General features: G+C 48.8%; 22 protein-coding genes. 19 read left to right on the forward strand and 3 right to left on the reverse strand.

Going from position 1 to position 25,403, the window contains the following annotated elements; translation table 11 throughout:
• Positions 1–84: 84 nt before the first annotated feature.
• Both MUU46_RS04570 and MUU46_RS04575 read right to left on the reverse strand, forming a co-directional pair.
• Positions 85–993: a tyrosine-type recombinase/integrase gene (locus MUU46_RS04570; RefSeq protein WP_258964993.1), complete on the reverse strand. Its 909-nt coding sequence runs from the start codon at positions 991–993 to the stop codon at positions 85–87.
• Between the two features lie 196 nt (positions 994–1,189).
• The gene (locus tag MUU46_RS04575; RefSeq protein WP_258964901.1) at positions 1,190–1,828 is read right to left on the reverse strand and encodes a helix-turn-helix domain-containing protein; all 639 of its coding nucleotides are present in this window, start codon (positions 1,826–1,828) and stop codon (positions 1,190–1,192) included.
• Between the two features lie 480 nt (positions 1,829–2,308).
• Between MUU46_RS04575 and MUU46_RS04580 the strand changes: the two genes are divergently transcribed.
• The 9 genes from MUU46_RS04580 (at position 2,309) to MUU46_RS04615 (ending at position 9,916) form a co-directional block, all read left to right on the forward strand.
• On the forward strand, positions 2,309–2,878 hold the full coding sequence (locus tag MUU46_RS04580) for a fimbrial protein (RefSeq protein ID WP_258964902.1): 570 nt from the start codon (positions 2,309–2,311) through the stop codon (positions 2,876–2,878).
• Between the two features lie 42 nt (positions 2,879–2,920).
• On the forward strand, positions 2,921–3,649 hold the full coding sequence (locus tag MUU46_RS04585) for a fimbrial biogenesis chaperone (protein WP_258964903.1): 729 nt from the start codon (positions 2,921–2,923) through the stop codon (positions 3,647–3,649).
• A gap of 13 nt (positions 3,650–3,662) precedes the next feature.
• A complete protein-coding gene (locus tag MUU46_RS04590; RefSeq protein WP_258964904.1) occupies positions 3,663–6,245 on the forward strand; it encodes a fimbria/pilus outer membrane usher protein in 2,583 nt (860 codons plus the stop codon).
• Complete coding sequence (locus MUU46_RS04595; RefSeq protein ID WP_258964905.1) at positions 6,245–7,363, forward strand: fimbrial protein; 1,119 nt, start codon at positions 6,245–6,247, stop codon at positions 7,361–7,363. The genes MUU46_RS04590 and MUU46_RS04595 overlap by 1 nt, the downstream gene beginning before the upstream one ends.
• 172 nt (positions 7,364–7,535) lie before the next feature.
• Complete coding sequence (locus MUU46_RS04600) at positions 7,536–7,736, forward strand: hypothetical protein (protein ID WP_258964906.1); 201 nt, start codon at positions 7,536–7,538, stop codon at positions 7,734–7,736.
• A gap of 184 nt (positions 7,737–7,920) precedes the next feature.
• Positions 7,921–8,460: a LuxR C-terminal-related transcriptional regulator gene (locus tag MUU46_RS04605; protein ID WP_258964907.1), complete on the forward strand. Its 540-nt coding sequence runs from the start codon at positions 7,921–7,923 to the stop codon at positions 8,458–8,460.
• Between the two features lie 12 nt (positions 8,461–8,472).
• Positions 8,473–8,649: a PerC family transcriptional regulator gene (locus MUU46_RS22965; protein WP_374684988.1), complete on the forward strand. Its 177-nt coding sequence runs from the start codon at positions 8,473–8,475 to the stop codon at positions 8,647–8,649.
• 180 nt (positions 8,650–8,829) lie between these two features.
• Positions 8,830–9,546: an EAL domain-containing protein gene (locus MUU46_RS04610; protein ID WP_258964908.1), complete on the forward strand. Its 717-nt coding sequence runs from the start codon at positions 8,830–8,832 to the stop codon at positions 9,544–9,546.
• Positions 9,547–9,604: 58 nt separating this feature from the next.
• The gene (locus MUU46_RS04615; RefSeq protein ID WP_258964909.1) at positions 9,605–9,916 is read left to right on the forward strand and encodes a hypothetical protein; all 312 of its coding nucleotides are present in this window, start codon (positions 9,605–9,607) and stop codon (positions 9,914–9,916) included.
• A 463-nt stretch (positions 9,917–10,379) separates the two neighbouring features.
• Here MUU46_RS04615 and MUU46_RS04620 read toward each other — a convergent pair whose 3' ends face one another.
• Positions 10,380–10,637, reverse strand: a complete 258-nt coding sequence (locus MUU46_RS04620) for a DUF2913 family protein (protein WP_258964910.1) — start codon at positions 10,635–10,637, stop codon at positions 10,380–10,382.
• A gap of 608 nt (positions 10,638–11,245) precedes the next feature.
• Between MUU46_RS04620 and tssB the strand changes: the two genes are divergently transcribed.
• The 10 genes from tssB to MUU46_RS04670 all read left to right on the forward strand — a co-directional run bounded on the left by tssB (position 11,246) and on the right by MUU46_RS04670 (position 25,403).
• Complete coding sequence (tssB, locus tag MUU46_RS04625) at positions 11,246–11,743, forward strand: type VI secretion system contractile sheath small subunit (RefSeq protein ID WP_258964911.1); 498 nt, start codon at positions 11,246–11,248, stop codon at positions 11,741–11,743.
• Positions 11,744–11,783: 40 nt separating this feature from the next.
• Positions 11,784–13,334 (forward strand): type VI secretion system contractile sheath large subunit, encoded by a 1,551-nt coding sequence (tssC, locus tag MUU46_RS04630; RefSeq protein WP_258964912.1) that lies wholly within the window; start codon positions 11,784–11,786, stop codon positions 13,332–13,334.
• Positions 13,335–13,351: 17 nt separating this feature from the next.
• Positions 13,352–14,692 carry a type VI secretion system baseplate subunit TssK gene (gene tssK, locus MUU46_RS04635; RefSeq protein ID WP_258964913.1) on the forward strand — a complete coding sequence of 447 codons (1,341 nt, stop codon included), beginning with the start codon at positions 13,352–13,354 and terminating at the stop codon, positions 14,690–14,692.
• Positions 14,689–15,378, forward strand: coding sequence for a type VI secretion system protein TssL, short form (gene tssL, locus MUU46_RS04640; RefSeq protein WP_258964914.1), 690 nt, complete (start codon positions 14,689–14,691; stop codon positions 15,376–15,378). Before tssK ends, tssL begins: the two co-directional genes overlap by 4 nt.
• Positions 15,375–17,099 (forward strand): OmpA family protein, encoded by a 1,725-nt coding sequence (locus MUU46_RS04645; RefSeq protein ID WP_258964915.1) that lies wholly within the window; start codon positions 15,375–15,377, stop codon positions 17,097–17,099. Before tssL ends, MUU46_RS04645 begins: the two co-directional genes overlap by 4 nt.
• A gap of 3 nt (positions 17,100–17,102) precedes the next feature.
• Positions 17,103–17,594, forward strand: a complete 492-nt coding sequence (gene hcp / locus MUU46_RS04650; protein WP_258964916.1) for a type VI secretion system effector Hcp — start codon at positions 17,103–17,105, stop codon at positions 17,592–17,594.
• Between the two features lie 181 nt (positions 17,595–17,775).
• Positions 17,776–20,427: a type VI secretion system ATPase TssH gene (tssH, locus tag MUU46_RS04655; RefSeq protein ID WP_258964917.1), complete on the forward strand. Its 2,652-nt coding sequence runs from the start codon at positions 17,776–17,778 to the stop codon at positions 20,425–20,427.
• Positions 20,424–23,123, forward strand: a complete 2,700-nt coding sequence (locus MUU46_RS04660; protein WP_258964918.1) for a type VI secretion system Vgr family protein — start codon at positions 20,424–20,426, stop codon at positions 23,121–23,123. Before tssH ends, MUU46_RS04660 begins: the two co-directional genes overlap by 4 nt.
• A 3-nt stretch (positions 23,124–23,126) precedes the next feature.
• Complete coding sequence (locus tag MUU46_RS04665; RefSeq protein ID WP_258964919.1) at positions 23,127–23,543, forward strand: DUF4431 domain-containing protein; 417 nt, start codon at positions 23,127–23,129, stop codon at positions 23,541–23,543.
• An 18-nt stretch (positions 23,544–23,561) separates the two neighbouring features.
• Positions 23,562–25,403: a TIGR02594 family protein gene (locus MUU46_RS04670; protein WP_258964920.1), complete on the forward strand. Its 1,842-nt coding sequence runs from the start codon at positions 23,562–23,564 to the stop codon at positions 25,401–25,403.

Consider the following 25,403-nt stretch of genomic DNA (forward strand, 5'->3'; position numbering starts at 1 on the left):
TGACCGATAAAAATATCGTACCGCCAACTCTCGGCATACGCTTACTTTACAGAGGGGAGATCAAAACCTGTCATATGCCGACCACTACCTCGCTTCTCCACGCCGATCATATTGCTGGGTGGTTTTGATACTGGCGTGACCCATTGCATCCTTTATCGTAATAAGATCTTCTCCGTTTTCCAGCATCACTGTGGCAAATGTTCTCCTGAGATCGAGCGGAGCACATTTGTCGATTCTGGCCTGACGCTGACGGATTTGGAGTACGTGATACACGGCTTGTTCCGTCAGGCGCTCCTGCGTCGGGGAGTCGAATCGACGGATCCGAATGAATAATGGTCCCGGAACTTCGCCACGGACCTGGTCAATCCAAGTCCGCAGTCGCTGCCAGGTTCCGTCCGGCACGTAAGCCAGCCGCCTTTTATTGCCTTTCCCCTGCACACTTAGCGCCTGTTCCCGAGAGAGAACGTCACTCAGACTCAGATTGACAGCTTCCGAACGGCTCAGACCGCAACCGAGGAGGACGGCAAGCATAGCTGAATCACGCGGCCCCATGCGACTGCGATCGGCATCGCAAACTGCAAAGAGCTGTCGGACTTCCGCCGGATGAAGTGCACGACCGCGCTGCAGACGGCGGCCACGTAGATTTCTGACCGCCCGGATATTCTGAAAGCTCTCGACATCCATCAGCTTCAGCATCCAGGCTTCTTTCGCCACCCCTTTAAGAGCCGAGAGGTAATTATTGATGGTGGCGGTGGCCCGGCCGGCATCCTGCAGCAATTCACAGATGAGCATTACATGATGGCGGCGCAAACTGCCCCAGTTGCATGCCTCGGCGCTGGCGGCGCCGAGTATCCCGGCAACAATACCGAGGAGCGAGGCCATGGCCTGACGGCTGCGAGGTGAGTTCAGCGAGAGCAGATAGGCCTTGGCCGGATCCAGCAGGGCTTCATTGCCGGGGAATGCAGGCAGGAAATCCTGTTTCAGGGAAACCATGCCGTGTTCGCACCACAGTTCAGCGACCGCCGTACCTGCCTCGGATTTCTTCGGGATAGACATGATCTGGCTGTCAGAAATACGTGATTTTTTCACAGAAAGCTCCAGGGCTAAGATTGCGAGAATATTCGACTTTAGACAAGTCAGTTTTTTGAGTGATTACCTTGGTACCTATATATTTATCTTGATTGTAATGTTAGAATTTTAAGGGAAGCTTTTTGTTAATGGAAAAAAGTTTCCCTTTGGACATTTTTATATATCCTCCCTTTTTTAGCTCTGATAGAACCTCAAAAACGTAACTCTTGGATAAACCCGTTCTTTTAATTATAAAAGCAGCTATTCCTTCATTGAATTCAGGGATATGTTCTTTGCGGTAAAGGTATCTATAAAGCATGGAGACGATGGCGTCATAAGCCGTCTCTGTAATTGAGTCTGCTTTATTTGCAATCAGGAAACTACAGAGATGTGTGATCAGAACAATAAGGTCTTCAGTTTCTTTGTGCGTAACATGAAAAACTTTATAGAAATTTTTAAGACTGATTTTTAAAAGTGACACAGAGCTTTCAGCAATGTAGATTAATTTTAATGCCGGAGTCATCATTTCTATTAAACCTATAGGCATAAATTCGACTGTTAACCCAATGAAACTTTCTAGTGGGCTGGTGTATATAGACATGTGTCCTTCTATGATAATGTATAGGTATTTATTACTTGGAGCAAAGTCAGCTCCCCTATCTAGACATACAGGCTCACTTAATTCACGCAATCTCTGATTATGTTTAATAATATCTAGTGTAAGAAATCGTTTGTGTACATTTTCAAATAAATTTGTCATATAGCCTCATGTAAGTTAAACAACTTATAGATGCTATCAATGCACCTGCAACATAAAAATCCGGTACCGGAGTTTTATGTGATCATGGTAAGGGTTTTGCATGGAAAAGTAATACTAGAGGAAAGAGACAGTGCGGTAATGGCTGACTGAGGGTTTAAACAGAGAGTGCACAGAATCAAATTCATCTAATTTATGAGGTGCTCATAACCCGTTCTTTCAATTTAAAAATGTGTCAAACGGGTTCATGGAGTGACTGACGAAATCCGACAGGGAAGATTGATTACAAGTAGAAAGTAACATGATTACTATCAGTAATAACATGTGCTGAAGGTAATGCTAGTTGAGATATTGAGGTAAAAATAAAATGTCCGGTAGCGGATTATTTTATGTATTCAAAGTTGCTAACATAATATCTAACGCTGCTATTAAATTATTTTTTAGCAGAATTTCTATACCTTTGTCTATCTATCAAGGCGACGCATGAAAAACTCATTTGCACTACTTACTACTGCTTCGGCAATTCTTTTGGGTGCCTCTGTTTCCGCAGATGCGGCATCAACAGGGACCATAACATTTAATGGTGAACTAACAGACTCAACTTGTGAAGTAACTGTCGATGGGCAGGGGGCTGATGCTACCGTTACGCTTCCAACTGTGAGCATCAATGAATTAACCTCATCTGGGCAAGTTACGGGCAGAACGGCTTTTAACTTGCAGTTGTCTGATTGCGTGGTTGGCACTTCTGGAGGGCAGTCAAAAGTGTCAGCATTTTTCCAAACGGGTGCAACAGTAGACCAAAATAGTGGGCGATTGCTTAATACTGCAACCACTGGCGCTACCCTTGTTGATTTACAGTTACTGGATGGTTCTAATAGTGATTCCGTAATCAACGTGGGATCAACAGATCAAGTCAGTGATATGACATATGTTGATATCGATCAGACAGCAGGTACTGCAACGCTACCATATGCGGTTGAGTATTATGCTAATGGTCAGACTACACCGGGTGTGGTTGCCAGCAGCGTAGTATATAACTTGCAGTACAAGTAATCACTGATGTGCCGGTTTTTAACCGGCACTACGGGAGTTATAATGATCTCGAATATGAAAGGTATGACCTGCCTGCGTGTTGCGCTATTGTCTGTCATGTCCATTATGTCACAATCCGCTTACTCAAATATTGTTGTTGGAATGACCCGTGTTATTTATCCTCAGAATGAAAAAGAGGTAACAGTAAAGCTGTCAAATAACGGCGCGGGCCCGATTCTGGCGCAGAGTTGGATCGACAAAGGTGATGTTAACGAGCCTCCTGAAAAAATTCAGGTTCCATTCGTTATTGTCCCTCCAATTAATCGAATTGACCCAGGAAAGAGTCAGACGCTGAGAATCACATACACTGGCTCTCCTGCACTCTCATCAACACAAGAAACGGCGTATTGGTTAAACGTACTTGAAATTCCGCCAGTAGGAAAAAATCGTGGGCCGAATAAACTACAAATCGCGTTCAGAACACGTATCAAGGTCTTTTACCGCCCAAAATCACTCGGAAAATCGGATAAGGCAATTGCAGCTGCGGAATCACTAAAGTGGTATTCGGAACAAAAAAAATTATCCGCCAAAAATGACTCGCCATTTTATGTTTCACTGGTTTCCGTGACCGATGGCGCAGGAAAGTCTCTGGAGGGAAAAATGATTCCTCCGTACAATACGGTGTCGTTTCCAGCTAACGAAGGCATAAACATAAATCACGGCGCAAAAATTTCATACGAATATGTAAATGATTGGGGTGCAGTTAAAACTATTAATAAAACAATCCAATAATGGTATTAACTATATGAAAGATAATATTACTATACCTCTTTTTAAACCACTTATTTCGTGCATCGTCCTTGCGATCATGACACATTCTGCGCAAGCTACTGATAGTACTGAATCAGCAGACCAAGCTTCGTCAACAACCGATGGAACGCAGTTTGATCCTATTTTTTTGAAAACATCAGGACAGGGCGATGTTGATTTGTCAAGGTTTCAGAATGGGGCTGCAACCTTACCGGGAACATATCCGGTAGATATTTATGTTAACGGTCAACCCGTAACCAAGGGGACCGTTAAATTTGTCGAAGTCGCAAAAAATGATGCAGAGCCTTGCCTTGATTATAAAATCATAGAGAAATTAAATCTTAAAAAAAACACTCTCTCATCGCAATTTCAAAATTCTTTGAAAGAGAAGAAGCAGTGTTATTTTATTTCTAGAGAACTCCCTGATTCAAATATTGATTATGACTCAGGTGAGCAACGTTTGAATATTACAGTTCCGCAATCAATGGTAAATAATGAGGCCAGAGGCTATGTTGATCCATCATTGTGGGATGAAGGTATACCAGCATTATTCTTAGGATATAATGCCAGTACTTATACAACTCGTTCTCATGGTAAAAGTTATAATTCGGCATATGCTGGAATCAATGCCGGCCTTAATATTGGGCCATGGTATTTTAGACACGATGGGAATTATAACTGGCAGGACGAACAAGGCGGCAAATACGAATCAATCAACAATTATGTGCAGCGTGACATTCCTCAAATTAAAGGGCAGTTACGGTTAGGTGAGTCAAATACAAGAGGGGAAGTATTTGATTCGCTACCGTATAAGGGCATGGAAATTGTCAGTGATGATCGAATGTTACCGCAATCCCAGCGTGGTTTTGCGCCGGATATTAGAGGGATAGCGAGAACTAACGCCAAAGTTTCTGTTAAACAAAATGGTCGTATCATTTACGAAACAACGGTGACACCAGGTGCATTTGATATTAATGATCTCTATCCAACTGGTTATGGTGGCGATCTTGATGTTACTGTTACAGAAGCTGATGGAAGCACACAGAATTTTTTGGTGCCGTATACTTCAGTTGCTCAATTAATCCGTCCAGGAAATCATAAGTTTGATTTTGTGGTTGGACAACTTAACGACAAGAATCTCTCATTTGATCCTTTTATGTATCAACTGTCCTGGCAGCAAGGGTTAACAAACTACCTTACTGGTTATGCGGGCTTACAAAGTGGCGGAGAAGATACACCCGATTATTACGCATTACTTGTTGGTGCAGCGGTGAATACAGGGATTGGCGCCTTTTCATTTGATGTGACTCAGGCTCGCGTCCATCTGGATGATGCTGATGGAAATGCCAGTAGCGGCCAAAGTTATCAGGTTAGTTTCAGCAAGTATCTTGCGGAGACACGAAGTAATTTGACTATCGCGGCATATCGCTATTCAACTGCCGGGTATTATGATTTCTCTACGGCCATGCAAGCTTTAGATATCGAAAAGAATCATGGCGATATGGATAATTTATGGCGACCGAGAAATAAAGTTAATTTAACATTAAATCAGTCTTTGTCTGATGGTTACGGGCAGGTTTATGTTACCGGTTTCTCACAGGATTACTGGAATAATGGTGATACAGATTTGCAATACCAGATAGGTTACAGTAATTCTTGGAAACGCATCAGTTATAATCTCAATGCGGGACGCGTACGTAACCAGTACGGTGATATGGAAACAAATTGGCAAATAAATATAAATGTCCCTCTTGGCGATTATGTTGACAGTAATGTACCGATGCTGACAGCTGGTGTTAACCATGATTCGAATGGCAGAACAGGTGAACAGGTAGGTATTTCTGGTACCGCGGGTACAGATAGTCAGTATGGCTATGGTGTCACTGCTTCCAATTATAATCACGGTGGTGACAGTAGTATCGCTATGAACGGAAATGTTCGCACTCAATATACAAATCTGACAGCCACATATGGCGCTGGGGACGATTACCAAAATGCATCACTCGGCATGAGTGGTACGGTTCTGGCATGGCGTCATGGTGTTACATTTACACCATACACTGGGGATAATTTTGCCATTGTAGAAGCTGATGGTGCGACAGGCGCAAAAGTCAGCGGATATTCCAATGTCAGAATTGACCCATGGGGACATGCCGCAGTACCTTACCTGAATCCGTATGAAGTGAACGATATCACAATTGATCCACATGGCATTCCCGATACTGTTGAAATGGAAAATACCAGTGAAAAAGTGGCTCCCTATGACGGTGCAGTTACAAGAATTGTATTTTCAACGAAGTCAGGTACACCGATCCTTGTGACTGCTCATTCTGAGGGGGGAGTACCAGTGCCGTTTGGGGCAGAAGTCTCTGACAGCAGTGGGCATTCTGTGGGAAGTGTTGGACAGGCGGGAGTGATATACGCCCGAGTATCTGAGCAACATGGTTTCCTGAAAGTTCACTGGGGGACCGGTCCTGATTCCAGTTGTAACATCCACTATATTCTAGCCCCAATGATCAAAGATCGGATGACAGCTGATATTCAGCGATTTAACTCAATTTGCAGGAGTGGAAGCTAATGGCAAGGGTTATATTATTTATCTGTTGTGCATTACTTTTTTGTACAAAATCCGCGCTTGCAACATGCACGCTCAATGCTCCTGCGGATACGGCTACCATGCCGTTATTAATGCCTAATATCACGGCAGGCAATGATCTCGCAGATGGATCGATTTTATATCATCAACAATATAATCTTGACTATACCGGTGGAAGCAGTTGGATTACTGTTACATGTTCAACAACAAATTTGATCATGGCTAACTATGGTTTCAGTCAGACACCATTGCCTGCTTCATCGTGGGGGACTGGTCAACTAGCAGGGAAAGTTTATGAGACCGGAGTTCCCGGTATCGGAGTGTACTTCCAGCAAAATACGAACTCAACATTATATGTAGCTGACAGTAAACCGGCGACGAAAGAAGAAAATAATGGCTCAGTTTGTGAGGGATCAACGACGTGTAGAGTGATTGGGAACCTTAAACGTTGGGATGTCTACTTTGTGAAAACTGGCACGATATCTCCCGGAACGGTAACAGGAGGGAACCTACCCTGCTTGACACTTAACTACACGAATGAAGGCAATTCCGCCTCAAATCTTGTTGAAAATGTATGCCTAAGTGGCTCTATTAATGTGATCGCTGGTACCTGTCAGACACCTAATGTTGATGTGGATATGGGTAAGTACGATATTTCTCAGTTTAGCGGAAAGGGGTCTTTTCAGAAATGGACTGATGCGTCGATAAAATTGGTAAATTGTCCGGTGTTCTATGGTTCTAACTCGAGCGGAACATGGTCTTCGGATGCAACATCAAGTAGTTCCGGGGGGACACCAAAAAATAACACTCTGGAGTTATCACTTACACCCAACACTTCGGTCATTGACTCGGCAAATGGTATTTTTGATATAACAAATGGGACCGGTAGTGCACAAGGTGTTGGTATTCAACTCGCGTATGGAACGGCAGCAGGAAATATCGATTTCGTGGATTTTTCGCAAACTAAAAGCTATCAAATTGATCTGAATACAACTGGTGTTTCCACTATTCCTTTAGTAGCCAGATATATACAAACTGGGAACGGTGTTCAACCTGGACTTGCGAATAGCGCCGTAACTTTTCTTATTAATTATTATTGAGTCTATTACTGGCCGGGAAGTCCCCCTCTCCTCTCCCGGCTTTTTTATTTTTAAGTTATTTATGAGTGTTAGCTTAGTTATCGCTATTGAATTAAAAATTCCGCACCAGGCTCAGATTTTTTTAACTTTTCATTGATAGAAAATTTTATTACAAAGACATTCAGAGGTGGAAATGGAAGAAGCACTTAACGTAATCAAATACATTGAAATTATTGAGATTTTAGCCAAAGTTAGGCAGATCTCTTTTTATACAGAAGTTGTTGAGTTACGGCGCCTCCTTGAAGTTAACTCTATAGACTGTAAAACCATTAAAACGCAGGAACAATTTTTTAATGAGACCGTCAGAAAACTTTTGCGCTATGGTGTCATTTGATTTTCTGCTGGGAAAGATGCACATCGTGCAGGTATGACTGGCTAGTGACATGGCAATTTTAGTTTAATCCGGTAGTGGATTTGTTTTTTTTGTGTTTTAGGCTAAATTAATCATATTATTAATTCAATAGCTCATTTATTGATGATAAATAATAAGCCTTTACTGAATGGCGTAAAATGTTCACATGAATTGTATCAAAACATTTATATCAGATAATATTTTTTTGTGTGCTGGTGCCACAATGTATGGTGCTGATTATGTTTATTATGCTAATAATTATAAAAATCACCTACGATATAGTCCGTTGAATCGCGAACACACAGCGATTGTGGCGATTGAAGATGTGATTTTAAGAGAGTGCATACTGGCTAAGCTCACTGGTTTTGTCAATTTGATAATTTTACTTGACAATGATTTAAATAACAATGCCTGTCTTAAAATTGGAGCTGTAATTTATGTGTCATCAAAAGCCACCCCTAGTAAGATTAATTACATTATAACAAATAAACATTGTTACCGTGATCTGCATTTGTCAGCTAGAGAAAGGATGGTATTAGAGCTTTCTTATCTTAAAAATACTGATCTATCTGAACGATTAAATATTTCTATAAAAACATGTAGCGCACATAGAATAAATTTACAAAATAAATTACATGTCCGATACACGAATGCCATTGCTATGGAGAGAATCAGGCGTAAGGCTGAGTGTCATAATCATTATTAATAGGAGCCCAGAATGAATGAAGTTGAATTATTAATTCTTGAGCGCAAGGGGATGTGGCGGAGAGCCGCCCGAGGATGGCTAGAACTACAATTTTCACCGGCTCTGAGTGATTCTCAGAGAGAATTTCTTCGTAGGCGCTGTAAATGGTGCCTTCAAAAATCGAGAAAAGTAAATGATCTTGTGATTTGAGCACGTCACTTACAGTGTCATCAGGCTTAACTCATAATGTTGTTTTTCGTAAAACCGTAAACAATGAGTTCTTTAAAATCGTATTAATTATTTTATACCACATTGGAAGTCGCTATTTATTAAGAGCTAGATAGTAACGCCGACCAATTTCTAACTATTAATTTTTGCGAGAAACATATAATGTTTAACATCAATCAAATAGATTTTCTCTATCAACCTGTTTATAACAGAAATCTTCACTTGTATGGTTTCGAGATTCTATCAAGGCTACGCGAAGCTGGAGGTGGGGCTGCGTTTATACAGGCTATTGAAAATTCAGATGTAATTGTCGATCTCGCTCTAAAGCAACTTTATACTGCCTGCAACCATTTGAATGCTGGGATGGATTGCCATTTCAGTTTGAATGTTAATGAATATATATTAGGTAGCTTGCGCTTTATCTCTGAAGCTATTAAAGTTCATCAAAAAAATAGATGCAGAATCAGCTTTGAATTATCCGAGAATATTAATTTTTTGGGTCGAGATGACCTTTCCATAGCGTTAAAAAAATTGCATGCAGCCGGCTTTATATTAGGTCTTGATGATTTTTTTTCAGGTGAAAGTTCCATAAATCCTATTATGACAGCTGATATATCCTATGTTAAGGCTGATATGTCAATAATCCAGTCCTTTAAAGAAACAGATGTTTCCCGTCATCTGTTAAAGACAATGGTCTATTTTTGTAATTTGTCATCAAAAAAATGCGTTGCTGAAGGCGTGGAGAATCTAGAAACATACTATGAACTACAAGGCATGGGTTTTGATTTTTTCCAGGGGTACCTATTTTCTGAACCTGTTCCTTATTCTCGGGCGTTAATGCTTTACAAGGAAAAAAAATTCAACGTCGGCAGTAAATGACGTGTGTGCGAAAATCTATTATTTAAACCGCTATTTTAATTTTGCAATAGGGGTTCACTTGAAATTTGACATCCATGGTCACGCAATTTTTTGCAACACCGATATTGACAATATTTCGGTATATCATGCAGATTCGGAACTGTTAGATATTTTTAGCGATGAAGACAGCTATGAGTGGGATACGATCATTGTTGAAAATCAGGGGCGTGAATACCTTGAAACTGGAGAGGTGACGTCGTTGTTCAATTTTGAGCGAGAAGATTGCACACGCCCATTTTATGTTGTTCCAGAGAATATAGTATTCAGAAGTCACACCCGTATTTATAACGTTTATCACAAGCTATTACTTATCTGTACTGGGGGGGAATAATGCCGATGCATTGTCATCAACGTTAATGATTTCGTCATCACATATCCTTAGTTCGTCATCGAATTGCCACATCCCCACATAAAGTATATTTATCTGTAATGCTCATAATTCCTCCATTTTCAATGAGTAAAAAACAACCATCACTTGACATCTGTTTTACCGATGTTGCGTAACACCCTCTATCCCTCGAGGTCCTGATCTGGTAACTATAATTAGGCATAGGATTGTCAGATTTCTTAATAATCTGTCCAGTTAGATGGTCAAATACCGTCACCGTCAGGTGATATTGCAGAATTTACGGTTGGATCATATTGCACACTAAACCCATGGCGTGCCGCAGCACTGGTGTTAATACCCAGTGAAAGTGATAGCTCTGTAAGCATTAATTTTAAAAAAAAGTACGGCATTATTTTTCATATCGTAATACTCTTAATTCGATAGATTTCCGCATTATCGGTAAGTGTCACTGGTCATCGGACAGCATCCTGTACACCCAGTGGCACTCCCGGGCCGTATGCCGGTACAAATCGGGCTGGTCTGCCAGACCATCGGTGGTCACTTTCCAGAGAAAATAGAGTTTAAATGGTAGTTTCGCCCGTATACCCTGCGTTCGCCCCTGTTTCAATAACCAGTCGATATCCCCGGTGGTGTCGCGCGGAAACCGGCGGGCTTCTGCCAGCCAGCGGGTCAGAAAGAGGTTTTCTTGGGCGTCGGACTGCACCGTGCTATGCAGCGCATTGAGCGCGCACCAGGCTATATGTGCCGTCGTCGCGGGGAGGGGGAATCAGTCATCAGGTTTTCGCAGTACAGTGATAATGACGCGATTATAGCAGCATCCTCCCCCGTCAGTGCCACCCCGATGGCCGTGAATGCAGATGTCAGTTTTAACGTTCATTCATTATCAGGCTGAATGTATCAATGCAAAACAATCACTGGACATATTATTTAAGTAAGGCGTGATATTATTTACGATGACTTAATTAATCGGTTTCGGGATGTCCTCTTGCAACGTATTTGCATATTTAGGTGAGTCATTTTTCAGACTATTCAAAGCAGATTTTACTTGCCTGACTGTTGCATTATATCGGAACCGGCAAAATCCAAATTTAAACTACTTTAAACCCTGATTGCCTGACAGGTCAGATTCCGGTTCAGATGCGGGTTGCCGTGAATAATGAATTAACATGCCTCTCCTTCAAATTGCGCAATCGGTTTTGTCCTGTTTACATGTAAATTATCTGGCGCATAATAAACGGCCTGCCGTTATATCTGTTACATACCCTTTATCTGGCAGGAAGCCCAATTACACATTAAATGGAGAATGAGCGGATGAGCCAGAGCTTTCAGAATGAAATCCCGAAGGCGCGTGTTAATATTTCGTTAGATTTACATACGGGGGGCGCGCAGAAGAAAATCGAGCTCCCGCTGAAGTTGCTGACCACAGGCGACTTCAGCAACGGAAAAGCCACCGGTACCCTGTCGGAAAGAAGTAAACTGAATGTTAATAAAAACAACTTCGATTCCGTTATGGGCGAGCTGAATCCTGAAGTGAATCTTACCGTAAAAAATACGCTCGCGGATGACGGCTCTGAAGAAAATGTCCGTCTGAGCTTTAGCAAGATGAAAGACTTCGAACCTGAAGCCGTTGCCCGCCAAATTCCCCAGCTGAAAGCTATGCTCGCCATGCGTAATTTACTGCGCGATCTCAAATCCAATCTTCTCGACAATACCACCTTCAAGAAAGAATTCGAAAAAATTCTGAAAGATCCTGCGCTGAGCGATGAGCTGCGTAACGAACTGAACGCGCTGGCCCCGTCCCAGAATTAATTGTCAGGTAGCGGAAATATTAACGGAATAACTGGAAAGAATGCTTATGTCAGTCAATAAAAAAACGCAGAACCCGACGGCGGGCGCCACGCTTGAAAAAACACTGCCGGACGGCGGTGTATATGCCTCACTGTTCGAAAAAATAAATCTGCAGCCGGTTGCCGAAATGGGCAATCTGAATGGTTTTGATGATAATACCGTGATGGCGGAAACGTCGACAAACGCCCGAGTGACCGCCGCGGTACAGGTCTTTATGCAGTGCCTGCAGAAATCCGGACAGAAAGTCGAAAAATTAGATAAGACCTTGCTGGACAGTCATATCGCAGAGCTGGATTTCCAGATCTCACGCCAGCTGGATGAGATCATGCATCATGAGGAGTTTCAGCGCGTCGAGAGCGTCTGGCGTGGCCTGAAATCCCTGGTGGATAAGACCGATTTTCGCCAGAACGTGAAGCTGGAAATGCTTGATTTATCTAAAGAAGAGCTGCGACAGGACTTCGAGGACGCGCCGGAAATTATCCAGAGCGGGTTATACAAACAAACCTACATTGCCGAATACGACACACCTGGTGGAGAGCCTATCGCTGCCGTTATTTCAGCGTATGAGTTTGATGCATCAGCCCAGGACGTGGCGCTGATGCGTAATATATCAAAAGTTTCCGCCGCTGCCCATATGCCGTTTATCGGCTCAGCCGGTCCGGCGTTCTTTTTAAAAGAAAATATGGAGCAGGTCGCGGCCATCAAAGATATCGGCAACTACTTCGACCGTGCCGAGTACATCAAATGGAAATCGTTCCGCGACACCGACGACTCCCGTTATCTGGGGCTGGTGATGCCCCGTGTGCTGGGTCGTCTGCCATATGGTCCGGACACCGTGCCGGTACGCAGCTTCAACTACGTTGAAGAAGTGAAGGGGCCGGATCACGACAAATACCTGTGGACCAATGCGTCGTTCGCGTTTGCGGCCAACATGGTGAAGAGCTTCATCAACAACGGCTGGTGCGTACAAATCCGTGGTCCGCAGGCGGGTGGTGCAGTGCAGGATCTGCCGATTCACCTGTATGACCTGGGTACCGGTAATCAGGTGAAGATCCCGTCAGAAGTGATGATCCCGGAAACCCGCGAATTTGAATTCGCTAACCTCGGCTTCATCCCGCTGTCGTACTACAAGAACCGCGATTTCGCAGCGTTCTTCAGTGCGAATTCTGCTCAGAAGCCAGCCATTTACGATACCGCCGATGCGACTGCTAACAGCCGCATCAATGCGCGTCTGCCGTACATCTTCCTGCTGTCGCGTATCGCGCACTACCTGAAGCTTATTCAGCGTGAAAACATCGGCACCACCAAGGACCGCCGTCTGCTGGAACTGGAGCTGAACACCTGGGTGCGTGGACTGGTGACCGAAATGACTGACCCGGGCGACGAACTGCAGGCGTCTCACCCGCTGCGTGACGCCAAAGTGATTGTCGAAGACATCGAAGACAACCCGGGCTTCTTCCGCGTTCGACTGTTCGCCATCCCGCACTTCCAGGTGGAAGGGATGGACGTCAACCTGTCACTGGTTTCCCAGATGCCGAAGGCGAAAGCGTAACGTAAGGCAGGAAGTCAATGAAAACGGAACAACCGTTATGGGGCAGGGGACAGATGGTCTCTCCTCAGCACTTCCAGCAACAGGCCGCATATGCGGCCTGGTCTGCGGAATGCATCGCCCGACTGGGCCTCTCCCATCCCTGGGGGATAATTGATGCCACTTTCGAACCGGATGCACTGAGGCTGGGCCGTCTGCAGGCCCGTCATCTGCACATCCGTTTCCCCGACGGCACACTTATCGACACGGATAATGCCGATGATTTGCCGCCGGTGCTGGCGCTTGAGGGCGAATCACACGAAGTGGTGGTGGTTCTGGCGCTTCCGCTGCTGCGGGCAAATGGCGGCAACTGCCTGAAACCCGATGAGGTGGCAGAGCGCCCTGTTCGCTATCGCCAGCGCTGGCGGGATGTCCGCAACACCTTTGGCGACGATACCCGCCAGATTGCAGTGATGCAGCCAGAGCTGACGCTGCGTTTCGCCCATCAGAACAACAGTGATTACCTGACCTGTCCGGTCGCCCGTCTGCAGCAGGATTCACAGGGGAGCTGGGTACCCGATGAAACCTTTCTTCCGCCACTGCTGACTCTGCAGGGCAGCCGCTGGCTGGTGACCCAGTTGGAACAGCTGATGACGCAACTGCGTGCCCGTCTGAGTCGCCTGATGGACATGCGTCGTGAAAGTAACGAGCGGATGGCCGATTTTGCCGTGGCCGATGTGTCTCTGTTCTGGCTGCTCAATGCCCTGAACAGCGCAGAACCTGTGCTCGGACAGTTTCAGCGTCACCCGCAAAGTCCACCGGAGCGTCTGTACCCGGAACTGATACGCCTTGCGGGCAGCCTGCTGACCTTCTCGCTGGAGCACCAGGTGAGTGCCATTCCTGTCTGGCAGTATGAGCAACTGAATAACGTCTTCCCGCCGCTCTTTGACTTACTGGGCGACCTGCTGGAGGCCAGCCTGCCGTCGCGGGTGGTGGCGATTGAGCTTGAGCATGATGCCCGGCTTCACTTCTGGCAGGCCCGTCTGCATGACCCACGCCTGCGCGAAGGGGCGGATTACTACCTCTCCGTGCGCTCACCGATGCCGGTGGCACAGCTGCTGGAACAGTTCCCGCGTCAGTGCAAGGTCGGCAGTCCCGATCATGTCAGGAGTATCGTCAATTCATCACGGGTGGGTGTGCCGCTGACGCCGCTGCGTCATGTGCCGGCCGCCATTCCGCTGCGTCTGGAAAACCAGTATTTCAGCCTCGATGTCTCTCATCCTTTGGCCACCGAAATGCTCCAGGGGGGGACCTGTATGTTTTACGTTCCGGGCATGCTCGGCGAGCCTGAACTTGAACTCTTTGCGGTACTGAGAACATGAGTGAGAGCAAACGCGGCGCGGCCGCGTCCATTGATATTGATGCCCTGCTGCAGGACACCTGGCTGCAGGTGATCAGCCTGCGTCACGGTCCTGAGTTTCAGGATGGAGAAGGGCGCACGTTGTGGGAGCGCTGCATTGCTGATGTTGAGCGTGTGCAGCGTGAGTTGAAAGCGAGCGAACTCGATGAAGCCAGCTGCCAGCATATTCTCACTGCACAGTGTGCGCTGCTTGATGAAGCCGTCAAAGGTCGCGGTGTGGAGGATGATGCCTGCGTGCAGTGGTATGACATTCCTCTGCAGGGACACTTCCTCGGCACCATGGATGCCGGTGATACGCTGTGCTCCCGGATGCGCGATGTGCTGCGTGAACCGGCGCCTGACCATGCTGTCGTGACCTGCTTCCAGCGAGTCATGATGCTGGGGTTCCTCGGCAGTTTCCGCTCGTTGAACGATCCGGAGCGCCAGAAACTCGTCAGCGTGCTCAGTGAACATGTCACGCCGTTCAGCTATCCGCAGAATCACCCGGTACTGGCAGAAAGCCGTGCCGGACGGGGAATGGGCAGCTGGCTGGCGTCATGGCCCGTGCGAATTGGCCTGAGCGTGGTGGTGGTTGCAGCACTCTGGTGGGGACTGAGCCACTGGCTGGATCAGACACTGCAGACCCTGCTACCGGGAGCCGTGAAATGAGTCCTGCACAACAGTGCGGGCTTGCGCTGTGGGCCGCCCTGCTGAGTGCAGTGGTCTGCCTGGGCTTCCTGCCGGTATCCCGACTGGTTTCTGTGCTTGTTTTGCTTACCGTTCTGGGGCTAATCCTGGCGTTCTGGACTGTCGCCAGTCGTCGTGCGGAGCATGACGTTACCCTGCGTCTGGATGACCTCCCGGAAGCCACTTACCGCCAGCCCGTGGTGCTGGTTTGCGGCGATCTGCCGTTGACCTGGCCTCTGCATTCACCGGTGCTTACGGTCACACAGGGCTGTTGGATCCGCGTGGAGGATCATCAGGATCTGGAGCAGGCAGCCCGCCAGATACTGTGGTTGCGACCCGACTGGGGTCGCCAGCTGTCGGTGATGGTCAGTGTCTGTCCGCAGAAACACGCCGACAGCGAAGCGCTTACCAGCCGCTTGCTGTCCCTGCGCTGGCAGCTCAGCCAGCTGCGTAAAGAAACCGGGCATTCCGTGCCGCTGGTTCTGAATGGCCAGGTTGGCAGCGCGATGACAAATGACATGCTCTGGCAGGTGGCTATTCCGGGAGAAGGAGTGAAGGTCTGGCGTGAGTCTTCAGCGCCGAGCTCAATCGCTGCATGGGTCACCACCGGTGGGTCGCCTGCGATGCAGCAACAGGTGCTGATGAACAGTCTGATGAGCTGGTTCCATCAGCACGTCAAAACTGTCTTTATGGATGAGAACCCTGATGTGCCAGCCATTGCACCGACCGCGGTGCTGTGGGGAATGGGACCGATCCTTGCCGGAAGCCTGGCCACATCAGCCTGGACTGCGTGGCTATCCCGTCACACAGCGATGCAGCAGGTGAGGGGCTGGCAGCCGGTGGGAACTGACAGCTCGGTGATATCACCGCTTCCGGATTTCGTCCTGCCGTTGCTGCCTGAAGGACGGGGATTAACCTCGCGTGGCCGGACCTGGCACTGTGCATTCGGACTCTTCACGCTGGCGGCCATGGCGGCGCTGCTCAGCTGCGGCTGGAACAATCGCCAGTTGCTGCATCGTGTGAGCTTCGATATTGCCCGTTATGACCGTATCCCGATGCGTGATTACGGCCCGAAAGCCGATGCCGTCGCAGTCCTGCGCGACGATGCCGTGCAGCTGGATCATTATGCGCGCAATGGCGTACCGGCTCGGATGAGCCTCGGGCTGTATCAGGGCGAGCGGCTGCGTATGCCAGTACTTGATGCGATCCGCAGGTACGTCCCGCCGCCTCCGCCCCCTTCTCCGGCACCACCGGTTATCAAAAACATTATTCAGGGCCCCAAAACCGTCCGTCTCGACAGCCTGTCGCTGTTCGATTCCGGCAAGGCTGTGCTCAAAACCGGCTCCACCAAAATGCTGGTCAATTCCCTGGTTGGTATCAAGGCGAAGCCGGGCTGGCTGATTGTGGTGGCAGGGCATACCGACAATACCGGCAATCCGCAACTTAACCAGACGCTCTCTCAGCAACGTGCCGAGGCGGTACGGGACTGGATGCGGGACACCGGCGATGTGCCGGAAAGCTGTTTTGCGGTGCAGGGCTACGGCGCAAGCCGTCCGCTCGCCACCAATGATACCCCGGAAGGCCGTGCGGCCAACCGGCGTGTAGAGATAAGCCTTGTGCCGCAGGCTGATGCCTGTCAGGTGCCGGGCAAACCAGCGTCACCGGATGAAAGTGACGCATCAACTCAAGAAATGGAGAAGTAAACCATGGCAATTCCTGTTTATCTGTGGCTGAAAGACGACGGCGGTGCGGACATTAAAGGGTCTGTGGACGTTCAGGATCGTGAAGGCAGCATCGAAGTTGTCGCTCAGGAGCATAACCTGTACATCCCGACCGATAACAACACCGGCAAGCTGACCGGGACCCGTATCCACACCCCGTTCCTGTTCACCAAGGAAATCGACTCTTCCAGCCCGTACCTGTACAAGGCGGTAACCACCGGTCAGACCCTCAAGTCTGCGGAATTCAAGTGGTACAAAATCAACGACGCAGGCCAGGAGGTGGAGTACTTCAACACCAAACTGGAAAACGTCAAGCTGGTGAAAGTCGCGCCGAAAATGCACGACATTAAAGACCCTTCTTTCGAGAAGCATAACCACCTCGAAACCATCGAGCTGCGTTACGAAAAAATCACCTGGACCTACAAAGACGGCAACATCATTCATTCCGACTCCTGGAACGAACGCGCCACCGCGTAAGACTGCAGGCGGACAGTCCCCTCTGTCCGCTTTTTTTGTTTTTGCTGAACGTCTGCCGATGCGGGCGCTGAGCAAAGAAACCCACAAACTGCCCGCCTGACCGTATGCGCTTTGGTCTCCTGAACTACAGGAAACAGCGAGGGGCGGTAGCGTGTCCAGGAACCGACAAAGAGAGAACTTCATGGAAAATCCAGCCATCCTGCTGCGACGTCTGAACCCTTACTGTGCCCGCGCGATGGAAGGGGCTGCCTCGCTGTGCCAGACCCGGGCGCATGCGGAAATTTTGCCGGAGCACTGGCTGCTGAAGCTGCTGGAACAGGGTGAAGGTGACCTGACGGTGCTGGCTAGGCGCTACGAATGGGATATGGACGGCCTGTGGCAGGATTTGCTCGGCTGGCTGGACAATCTTCCGCGCTCGGTGCGTGGGCGACCGGCTCTGTCCGACAACATTCAGACCCTGATGCAGGAAGCGTGGATGCTGGCTTCGCTTTCCGGCGAAGATCAGATCCGCAGCATCCACCTGCTGATGGCCATGGTCGATAAACCGAAACTGGTACGCTGCGATGGTCTGTGGCCGCTGCTGACGCTCGGCCAGAGCCAGCTGGAACGTCTGCGTCCGCTGCTCGACGCGCAGTCCGACGAGCGCCCGGAACTGCAGCAGGAAGCCGAACTGGCTCAACAGGGGGGCGATGTCGAAATGGTCGGCCGTCCGGTGGTGGCTGAAATCCACGAAGGCGAACTCAATCCGGCGCTGCAAAACGCGCTGGATAAATTCACCCTCGACGTCACCGCCAAAGCGAAAGGGGGTCACATCGACCCGGTGTTCGGCCGCGATACCGAAATCCGTCAGATGGTGGATATCCTCTCAAGGCGTCGTAAAAATAACCCGATTCTGGTCGGCGAACCGGGCGTGGGTAAAACCGCCCTGGTGGAAGGTCTGGCTCTGCGTATTGCCGAGGGCAATGTGCCTGAGTCGCTGAAAACCGTCAGCCTGCGCACCCTTGACCTCGGGCTGCTGCAGGCGGGCGCGGGCGTGAAAGGCGAATTTGAACAGCGCCTGAAAAACGTCATCGACGCGGTCCAGCAGTCGCCGAACCCGGTGCTGCTGTTTATCGACGAAGCGCACACCATTATTGGCGCGGGTAATCAGGCGGGCGGGGCGGATGCGGCCAACCTGCTGAAACCGGCGCTGGCGCGCGGTGAACTGCGGACCATTGCCGCCACCACCTGGAGCGAGTACAAACAGTATTTTGAACGTGATGCGGCCCTGGAGCGCCGTTTCCAGATGGTGAAGGTCGATGAGCCGGACGATGAGACCGCCTGCCTGATGCTGCGCGGCCTCAAATCCCGCTACGCCGAACACCACAACGTGCATATCACCGATGACGCGGTCCGTGCCGCCGTCACGCTGTCCCGTCGTTATCTGACCGGGCGTCAGTTGCCTGATAAGGCCGTTGACCTGCTCGATACCGCCGCCGCGCGCGTACGGATGAGCCTCGATACGGTGCCTGAACAAATTGTGCGCCTGAAAGCGCAACTGACCGCGCTGAAACTGGAAGAACAGGCGTTGCTGGAAGATATCGCGGTCGGGGGTAACACACACCATGACCGGCTGAGCGTCATTGAACAGCAGCGACAGGCAAAAACCAGTGTTCTGACACAGCTTGAATCCCGTTTTATTGACGAAAAATCACTGGCACAGCAGCTGATGGCCAGCCGCCAGGACATCAGCCAGCAGACGGAGATTGCGGCCCTGCAGCAACAGCTGGAAAAGGAACAGCAGGGCGATGCCCTGGTTCAGGTCGATGTCGACACCCGCACCGTCGCCAATGTGATTGCCGACTGGACCGGCGTGCCGCTCTCCTCATTGATGAAGGATGAACAAACCGAACTGCTGAACCTGGAAGCGGAAATCAGCAAACGCGTGGTCGGCCAGGACGTGGCGCTGAGCGCCATTGCTCAGCGTCTGCGTGCGGCCAAAACCGGACTCACCTCCGAGAACGGCCCGCAGGGCGTTTTCCTGCTGGTCGGCCCGAGCGGCACCGGGAAAACCGAAACGGCACTCACGCTCGCGGATGTGCTGTACGGCGGTGAAAAGTCGCTTATCACCATCAATCTGTCGGAGTACCAGGAGCCGCATACCGTCTCCCAGCTGAAAGGTTCACCGCCGGGTTATGTCGGTTACGGTCAGGGCGGCATTCTGACTGAAGCCGTGCGCAAGCGCCCGTACAGCGTGGTGCTGCTTGATGAGGTGGAAAAAGCCCACCGCGACGTGATGAACCTGTTCTACCAGGTCTTCGACCGCGGTTTCATGCGTGACGGGGAAGGGCGCGAAATCGACTTCCGCAACACCGTGATTCTGATGACCTCCAACCTCGGCAGCGACCCCCTCATGCAGCTACTGGATGAACAGCCGGACGCCACTGAAGGCGACCTGCACGAACTGCTGCGCCCGATATTACGTGACCACTTCCAGCCGGCGCTGTTAGCCCGTTTCCAGACCGTGATTTACCACCCGCTGGCAGAAACCGCGATGCGCACCATCGTGCAGATGAAACTGGATCAGGTCGGCAAGCGCTTACATCGCCATTACGGCCTGGCCACGCACATCGACGAAAGCCTGTTCGATGCGCTGACCGCCGCCTGCCTGCTGCCGGACACTGGCGCGCGCAATGTCGACAGTCTGCTCAATCAACAAATTCTGCCGGTGCTGAGTCAGCAGTTGCTGACCCACATGGCGGCGAAACAGAAACCACAGTCGCTATGCCTTAGCTGGAGTGAGGACGAGGGTATCGGGCTGGAGTTTGACCGTACACAAGGAGTGCCCGCATGAGCAGTAACCCCCCGATAAGATTCAGCCATAACCATCACCTGCTGGCAGTCAAAGGGTGTGAAGCAGAACTCGATGTCCTGGCGTTTGAAGGCGATGAAGCCCTGAGCACGCCGTTCAGCTACCGGATTGAATTTACCAGCCCTGACCATGCCATCAGCAAAGAAATGATGCTGATGAAAGCGGCCTCCCTGACGCTGCAGGCCCCGGTGGACCAGGGCTACGGCATCAAAATGCAGCAGGCCGTGCGTACCCTTCAGGGGGTGGTGAGCGGCTTTGAACGCCTCAGCACCTCAAAGGATGAAACCCACTACGCCCTGACGCTGCAGCCGCGTCTGGCGCTGCTTGACCGTTCGCACCAGAACGCCATTTATCAGGATATGTCGGTTCCGCAGATTGTGGAAAAAATCCTGCGCGAGCGCCACAACATGCGCGGTCAGGATTTTCTGTTCTCACTTGCAAAAGAGTACCCGCGCCGTGAGCAGGTGATGCAGTACGGCGAGGATGACCTGCACTTTATTACCCGCCTGTTGGGTGAGGTCGGTATCTGGTTCCGCTTTACCACCGATACCCGCCTGAACATCGACGTCGTGGAGTTTTATGACGGTCAGCAGGGGTATGAAAAAGGTCTGACCCTGCCATCAGTTCCGCCATCAGGACAACATTCGGAAGGTGTGGACTCGGTCTGGGGCATGGAGAGCCATCATAACGTGGTGCAGAAACAGGTCAGCACCCGGGATTACAACTACCGGCAGGCCACGGATGACATGAACACCCAGGTCGATGCGACCCGCGGGGATACCACCACCTACGGCGATGCCTATCACTATGCGGATAACTATCTGACAGCGGGCAGTACCTATGACCGCAATCCGGCCCCGGAGTCCGGAGCCTTTTATGCCCGCATTCGTCATGAGCGTTATCTGAATGGCCAGACGCAGACTCATGCCATCACCAGCTGCCCGACACTCTCTCCGGGTCAGGTACTGAAAGTCACCGGCGGGTACGAAGTGGCCGACGTGTTCGCGAAAGGCGTGGTCGTCACGGCGATGCACTGCCATGCGCGCCGTGATGAAGACTTTGGCGTTAACTTCGACGGCATCCCGGACAGCACCGATTTTGGTTTCCGTCCTGAGCCTGGCTCACGCCCGGTGATGGCTGGCACATTGCCGGCCCGCGTCACCAGTACCACCGAGAACGATACCTACGGCCACATCGATAAAGACGGTCGCTATCGCGTCAACATGCTGTTTGACCGTGATAACTGGGAGACCGGGTTCGAGAGCCTGTGGGTGCGTCAGTCCCGCCCGTATGCCGGCGATACCTACGGTCTGCACCTGCCGCTGCTGGCGGGCACCGAAGTGGCGATTGGTTTTGAGGACGGTAACCCGGACCGGCCGTACATCTCCGGGGTGCTGCACGACTCGGCGCACGGTGACCATGTCACTATTCGCAATTACAAACGTAACGTCCTGCGGACGCCTGCGAACAACAAAATCCGCCTCGATGACAGCCGTGACCAGGAGCATATCAAGGTCTCCACCGAGTACGGCGGCAAGAGTCAGCTGAATCTCGGACATTTAGTGGATGCGGAGAAGCAGAAGCGCGGTGAGGGTTTTGAGCTCAGAACCGACAGCTGGGGAGCCATCCGGGCACAGAAAGGGATGTTCATCAGCGCTGATGGCCAGACGAAAGCACAGGGCCAGGTGCTGGAGATGCAGCCAGCGGTCAGCAATCTGGGGGATGCCCGGGAGCAGATGACGTCTATCTCCGATGATGCGCAGAAGGCGACCGCGAACCCGGCCGATCTCCAGGCGCAAATTAAACTGCTGGAACAGCAGCTGACAGACCTCAAAAAATCAGTGCTGCTACTCAGCGCACCGGATGGAATGGCGCTGACCAGCGGACAGCATCTGCAGGTTTCTGCCGGGCAGAACCTGATAGCCACAGCTGGTAAAAATGCAGACGTCAGCGTGGTGAAAAATCTGTTCATCGGGGTGGGTAATGCCCTGAGCGTGTTTGTTCGTAAGCTGGGGATCAAGCTCATCGCGAACCAGGGGCCGGTGCAGGTACAGGCGCAGAACGACCTGATGGAATTGCTGGCACGTAAAGAAATCAGCATTGTCAGCACGGAGGATGAAATCAAAATCATCGCGAAGAAGAAGCTGACTCTGAATGGTGGTGGGAGCTATATCAGGATTGATGCAAGTGCGATTGAATCTGCTACTGCAGGTGAATATCGTACGAAAGCAGGACATTATGGGCGTAAGGCAAGCGCATCAGAAAAGGTCACGCTGCCTGTCTTTCCTGTAATGGAACCTGGCGAACAAAGCTTACGTTTTGCTTTCCCTGGTGCCGATAGTGTCAGCCAAAGTATGGACTGGATGACAAATCAGCCATACAACATTACTGACAGCAATGGGAAAATCCTGTCTACCGGCACGGTAGACAATTCAGGTCGCTTCCCGAAAATAGTGCTTCCTGAAAGCGATACATTAAACTTAATCATTGGGCGAGAAACCTGGGTCAAAGAAGAGCTTCCAACATCAGTCGAAGAGGCTGAGGTAGATAGTGCGGAAGATATAGAATTACTGGAGCCTGATACTGATTCGGATGATACCGAGACAGCTGAAGGTCACAGTTCTGCGCTAACTGAATCAATGATTGCAAAACTATTAAATTTAACTACGACAGGGTGATCTATGTTAAAGGAAATTTGGAAGTCTATTCTTTTCTTTATAATCGTGCTTTCTAGCTTTAGTGCATCTGCTACTTGCCTAAAGGAAGGGGATAAAGTAAGTCTGACAGGAGTCGTTAGCGAGAAATTATACTACGGCCCTCCTGGCTGGGGAGAGGATAAAGCGAATGATGAGAAGCTACATGAGTGGATATTGCATTTAAAACAGCCACTCACGTGTGTAACAGACGCAGATACTGACAACCAAAACTGGAATCAGGACGTTCAGTTGATAATGCGTGATAGTAATGACTATAAGGCAAATAAAAGTCTTCTTGGAAAAAGTGTCAGTATTGATGGCGTAATATTTCTTGCAGAGACCGGATATCACATGACGCCTGTTTTATTAGATGATGCCAAGTTTGAAGTTGTAGGCAAATAGCAGAGAGGATTAATTAAAATGCGCTTTATAAATGCTATTTATCATGCATCGACGAAAACGGTAGAATATGAGTCATCGAATGGCACAAGATTGTTAAAAACTGGGGGCTCACTGAATTGGCGATTCAATAACCCAGGGAATCTCATTTCTGTAAAAAATCAGCAAGGAAAAATCGGTATTGGAGTTGTCTACAATCCAGACAAACATTCATTCGCAATATTTTCTAGCATAGAAGCTGGTGATAATGCCAAACGATCTCTGCTCAAAAGTAAATATAAGGATTATACTATTCCAGAAATGATGAAAAAATATGCGCCGGGGAATGATGGCAATAACCCTGAAGCTTATGCCAATTTTATCATGTCTGAAAGTGGGGTCGCTCAGGGAGAGAGAGTAGGAGATCTTGACGATACAAAATTCAGTAAGGTAATCAAGGCAATTAGCAAAAAGGAAGGTGGCTTGAAGCCGGGCACCGAAAAATGGGTGTATGTGACAAATGTGACTGTTTCTGATGGCTCTCGACCGGTTGCTGATGTGCCATTTAAAGTGACACTAGGAAGCACTAGCTACGAGTGGAAAACAGATGCTTACGGTAAGCTCAAGACAATCATCCATACGAAACAAGGAATGGCTATTGTCGTCAAATATACTAATTCCGCTGGAAAAGAGGATGTTATTTATTCGGCTGTTGCTGGAGATGAAACGAAAAATGTACTTCTTACAAGAAGTTTTTCGCAATTCTCTGCAAAAACACTTGCCGAGACTCCAAAAACTCCACGTGCGAAGAGCACTCAAAAACCGATTGAGTATACAGTCATGTCAGGTGACACTCTCTCGAAAATTGCCGAACGTTATAAGACAAGCGCTGATGAAATAGCCAAAAAAAATAATATAAAAGATGTGAGTAAGATCTTTCCAGGTCAGCATTTGACGATATATGGTGTCAATGCTAATAGCCCTTCGATCTATACCGTTGCTCCAGGGGACACTTTGGCGAAGATCGCAGAAAAAAATGGTGTGAATGTTGAATATATTGCGCGGAAGAATAATATATCAGATCCTAATAAAATATACCCGGGACAATCAATTTCTATAGACAAAAGTGGCAATGCTACGTCTGGTCAGACTGAAAAGCCAGTTGCAAATCCGATAGCCTCAAAACCAGTTAATAAAAAATCTGAAAAAAATAGTGTAATCAATGCGAATAAAAAAGCACTGGATTCAGTTGGAGGAAAAAATTCTGGCAATCCGATTGCGTTACTCCCTCATGATCAGAGAGAGGCCCCATGGATGGCGGTTGCATTCGAGGAGGGAGATACTCGATGGAAATGGGGGCGTGTAAAGGAAGGTGATGGTGGAATAAACTACCATAAGAAGACTGGCATTAATATGTCATCCATGGTTGGCAATTCTAATCCGTGGTGTTCTTCTTTTATAAATTACTGTCTCAAAGAGGCTGGGTATTCGATATCTGGTAGCGCTAGTTCTCAATCTTTCTCAAAAAACAAGAATTTTATAAAAATATCTCAACCTATATATGGAGCCATAGTTGTTTTGCGGAAAAGAGGGTCTTGGACTGGGCATGTAACCTTTATATATTGTAAATTTAAAGATGATGAATATGGTGTGCTAGGTGGAAACCAGTCAAATAGTGTGACAGTGAATCCCTTAAAGAAAGTATACTTTCAACAGTTAAACTATGAACTTATAGGGTATTATGTTCCAGTATCATATTATTCCAATGCAGTAAAGATAATTAAAAATGGTGGTGGCTTGCCCCCAGAGTTTAGGAATGTCGCAGAATTAAGAGAGCAGCTAGGTTCTGAACAGTTAACACTTGAAGATACTAAAACACGCTAA

The sequence above is a fragment of the Scandinavium tedordense genome, from assembly GCF_024764965.1.
Taxonomy (GTDB): domain Bacteria; phylum Pseudomonadota; class Gammaproteobacteria; order Enterobacterales; family Enterobacteriaceae; genus Scandinavium; species Scandinavium tedordense.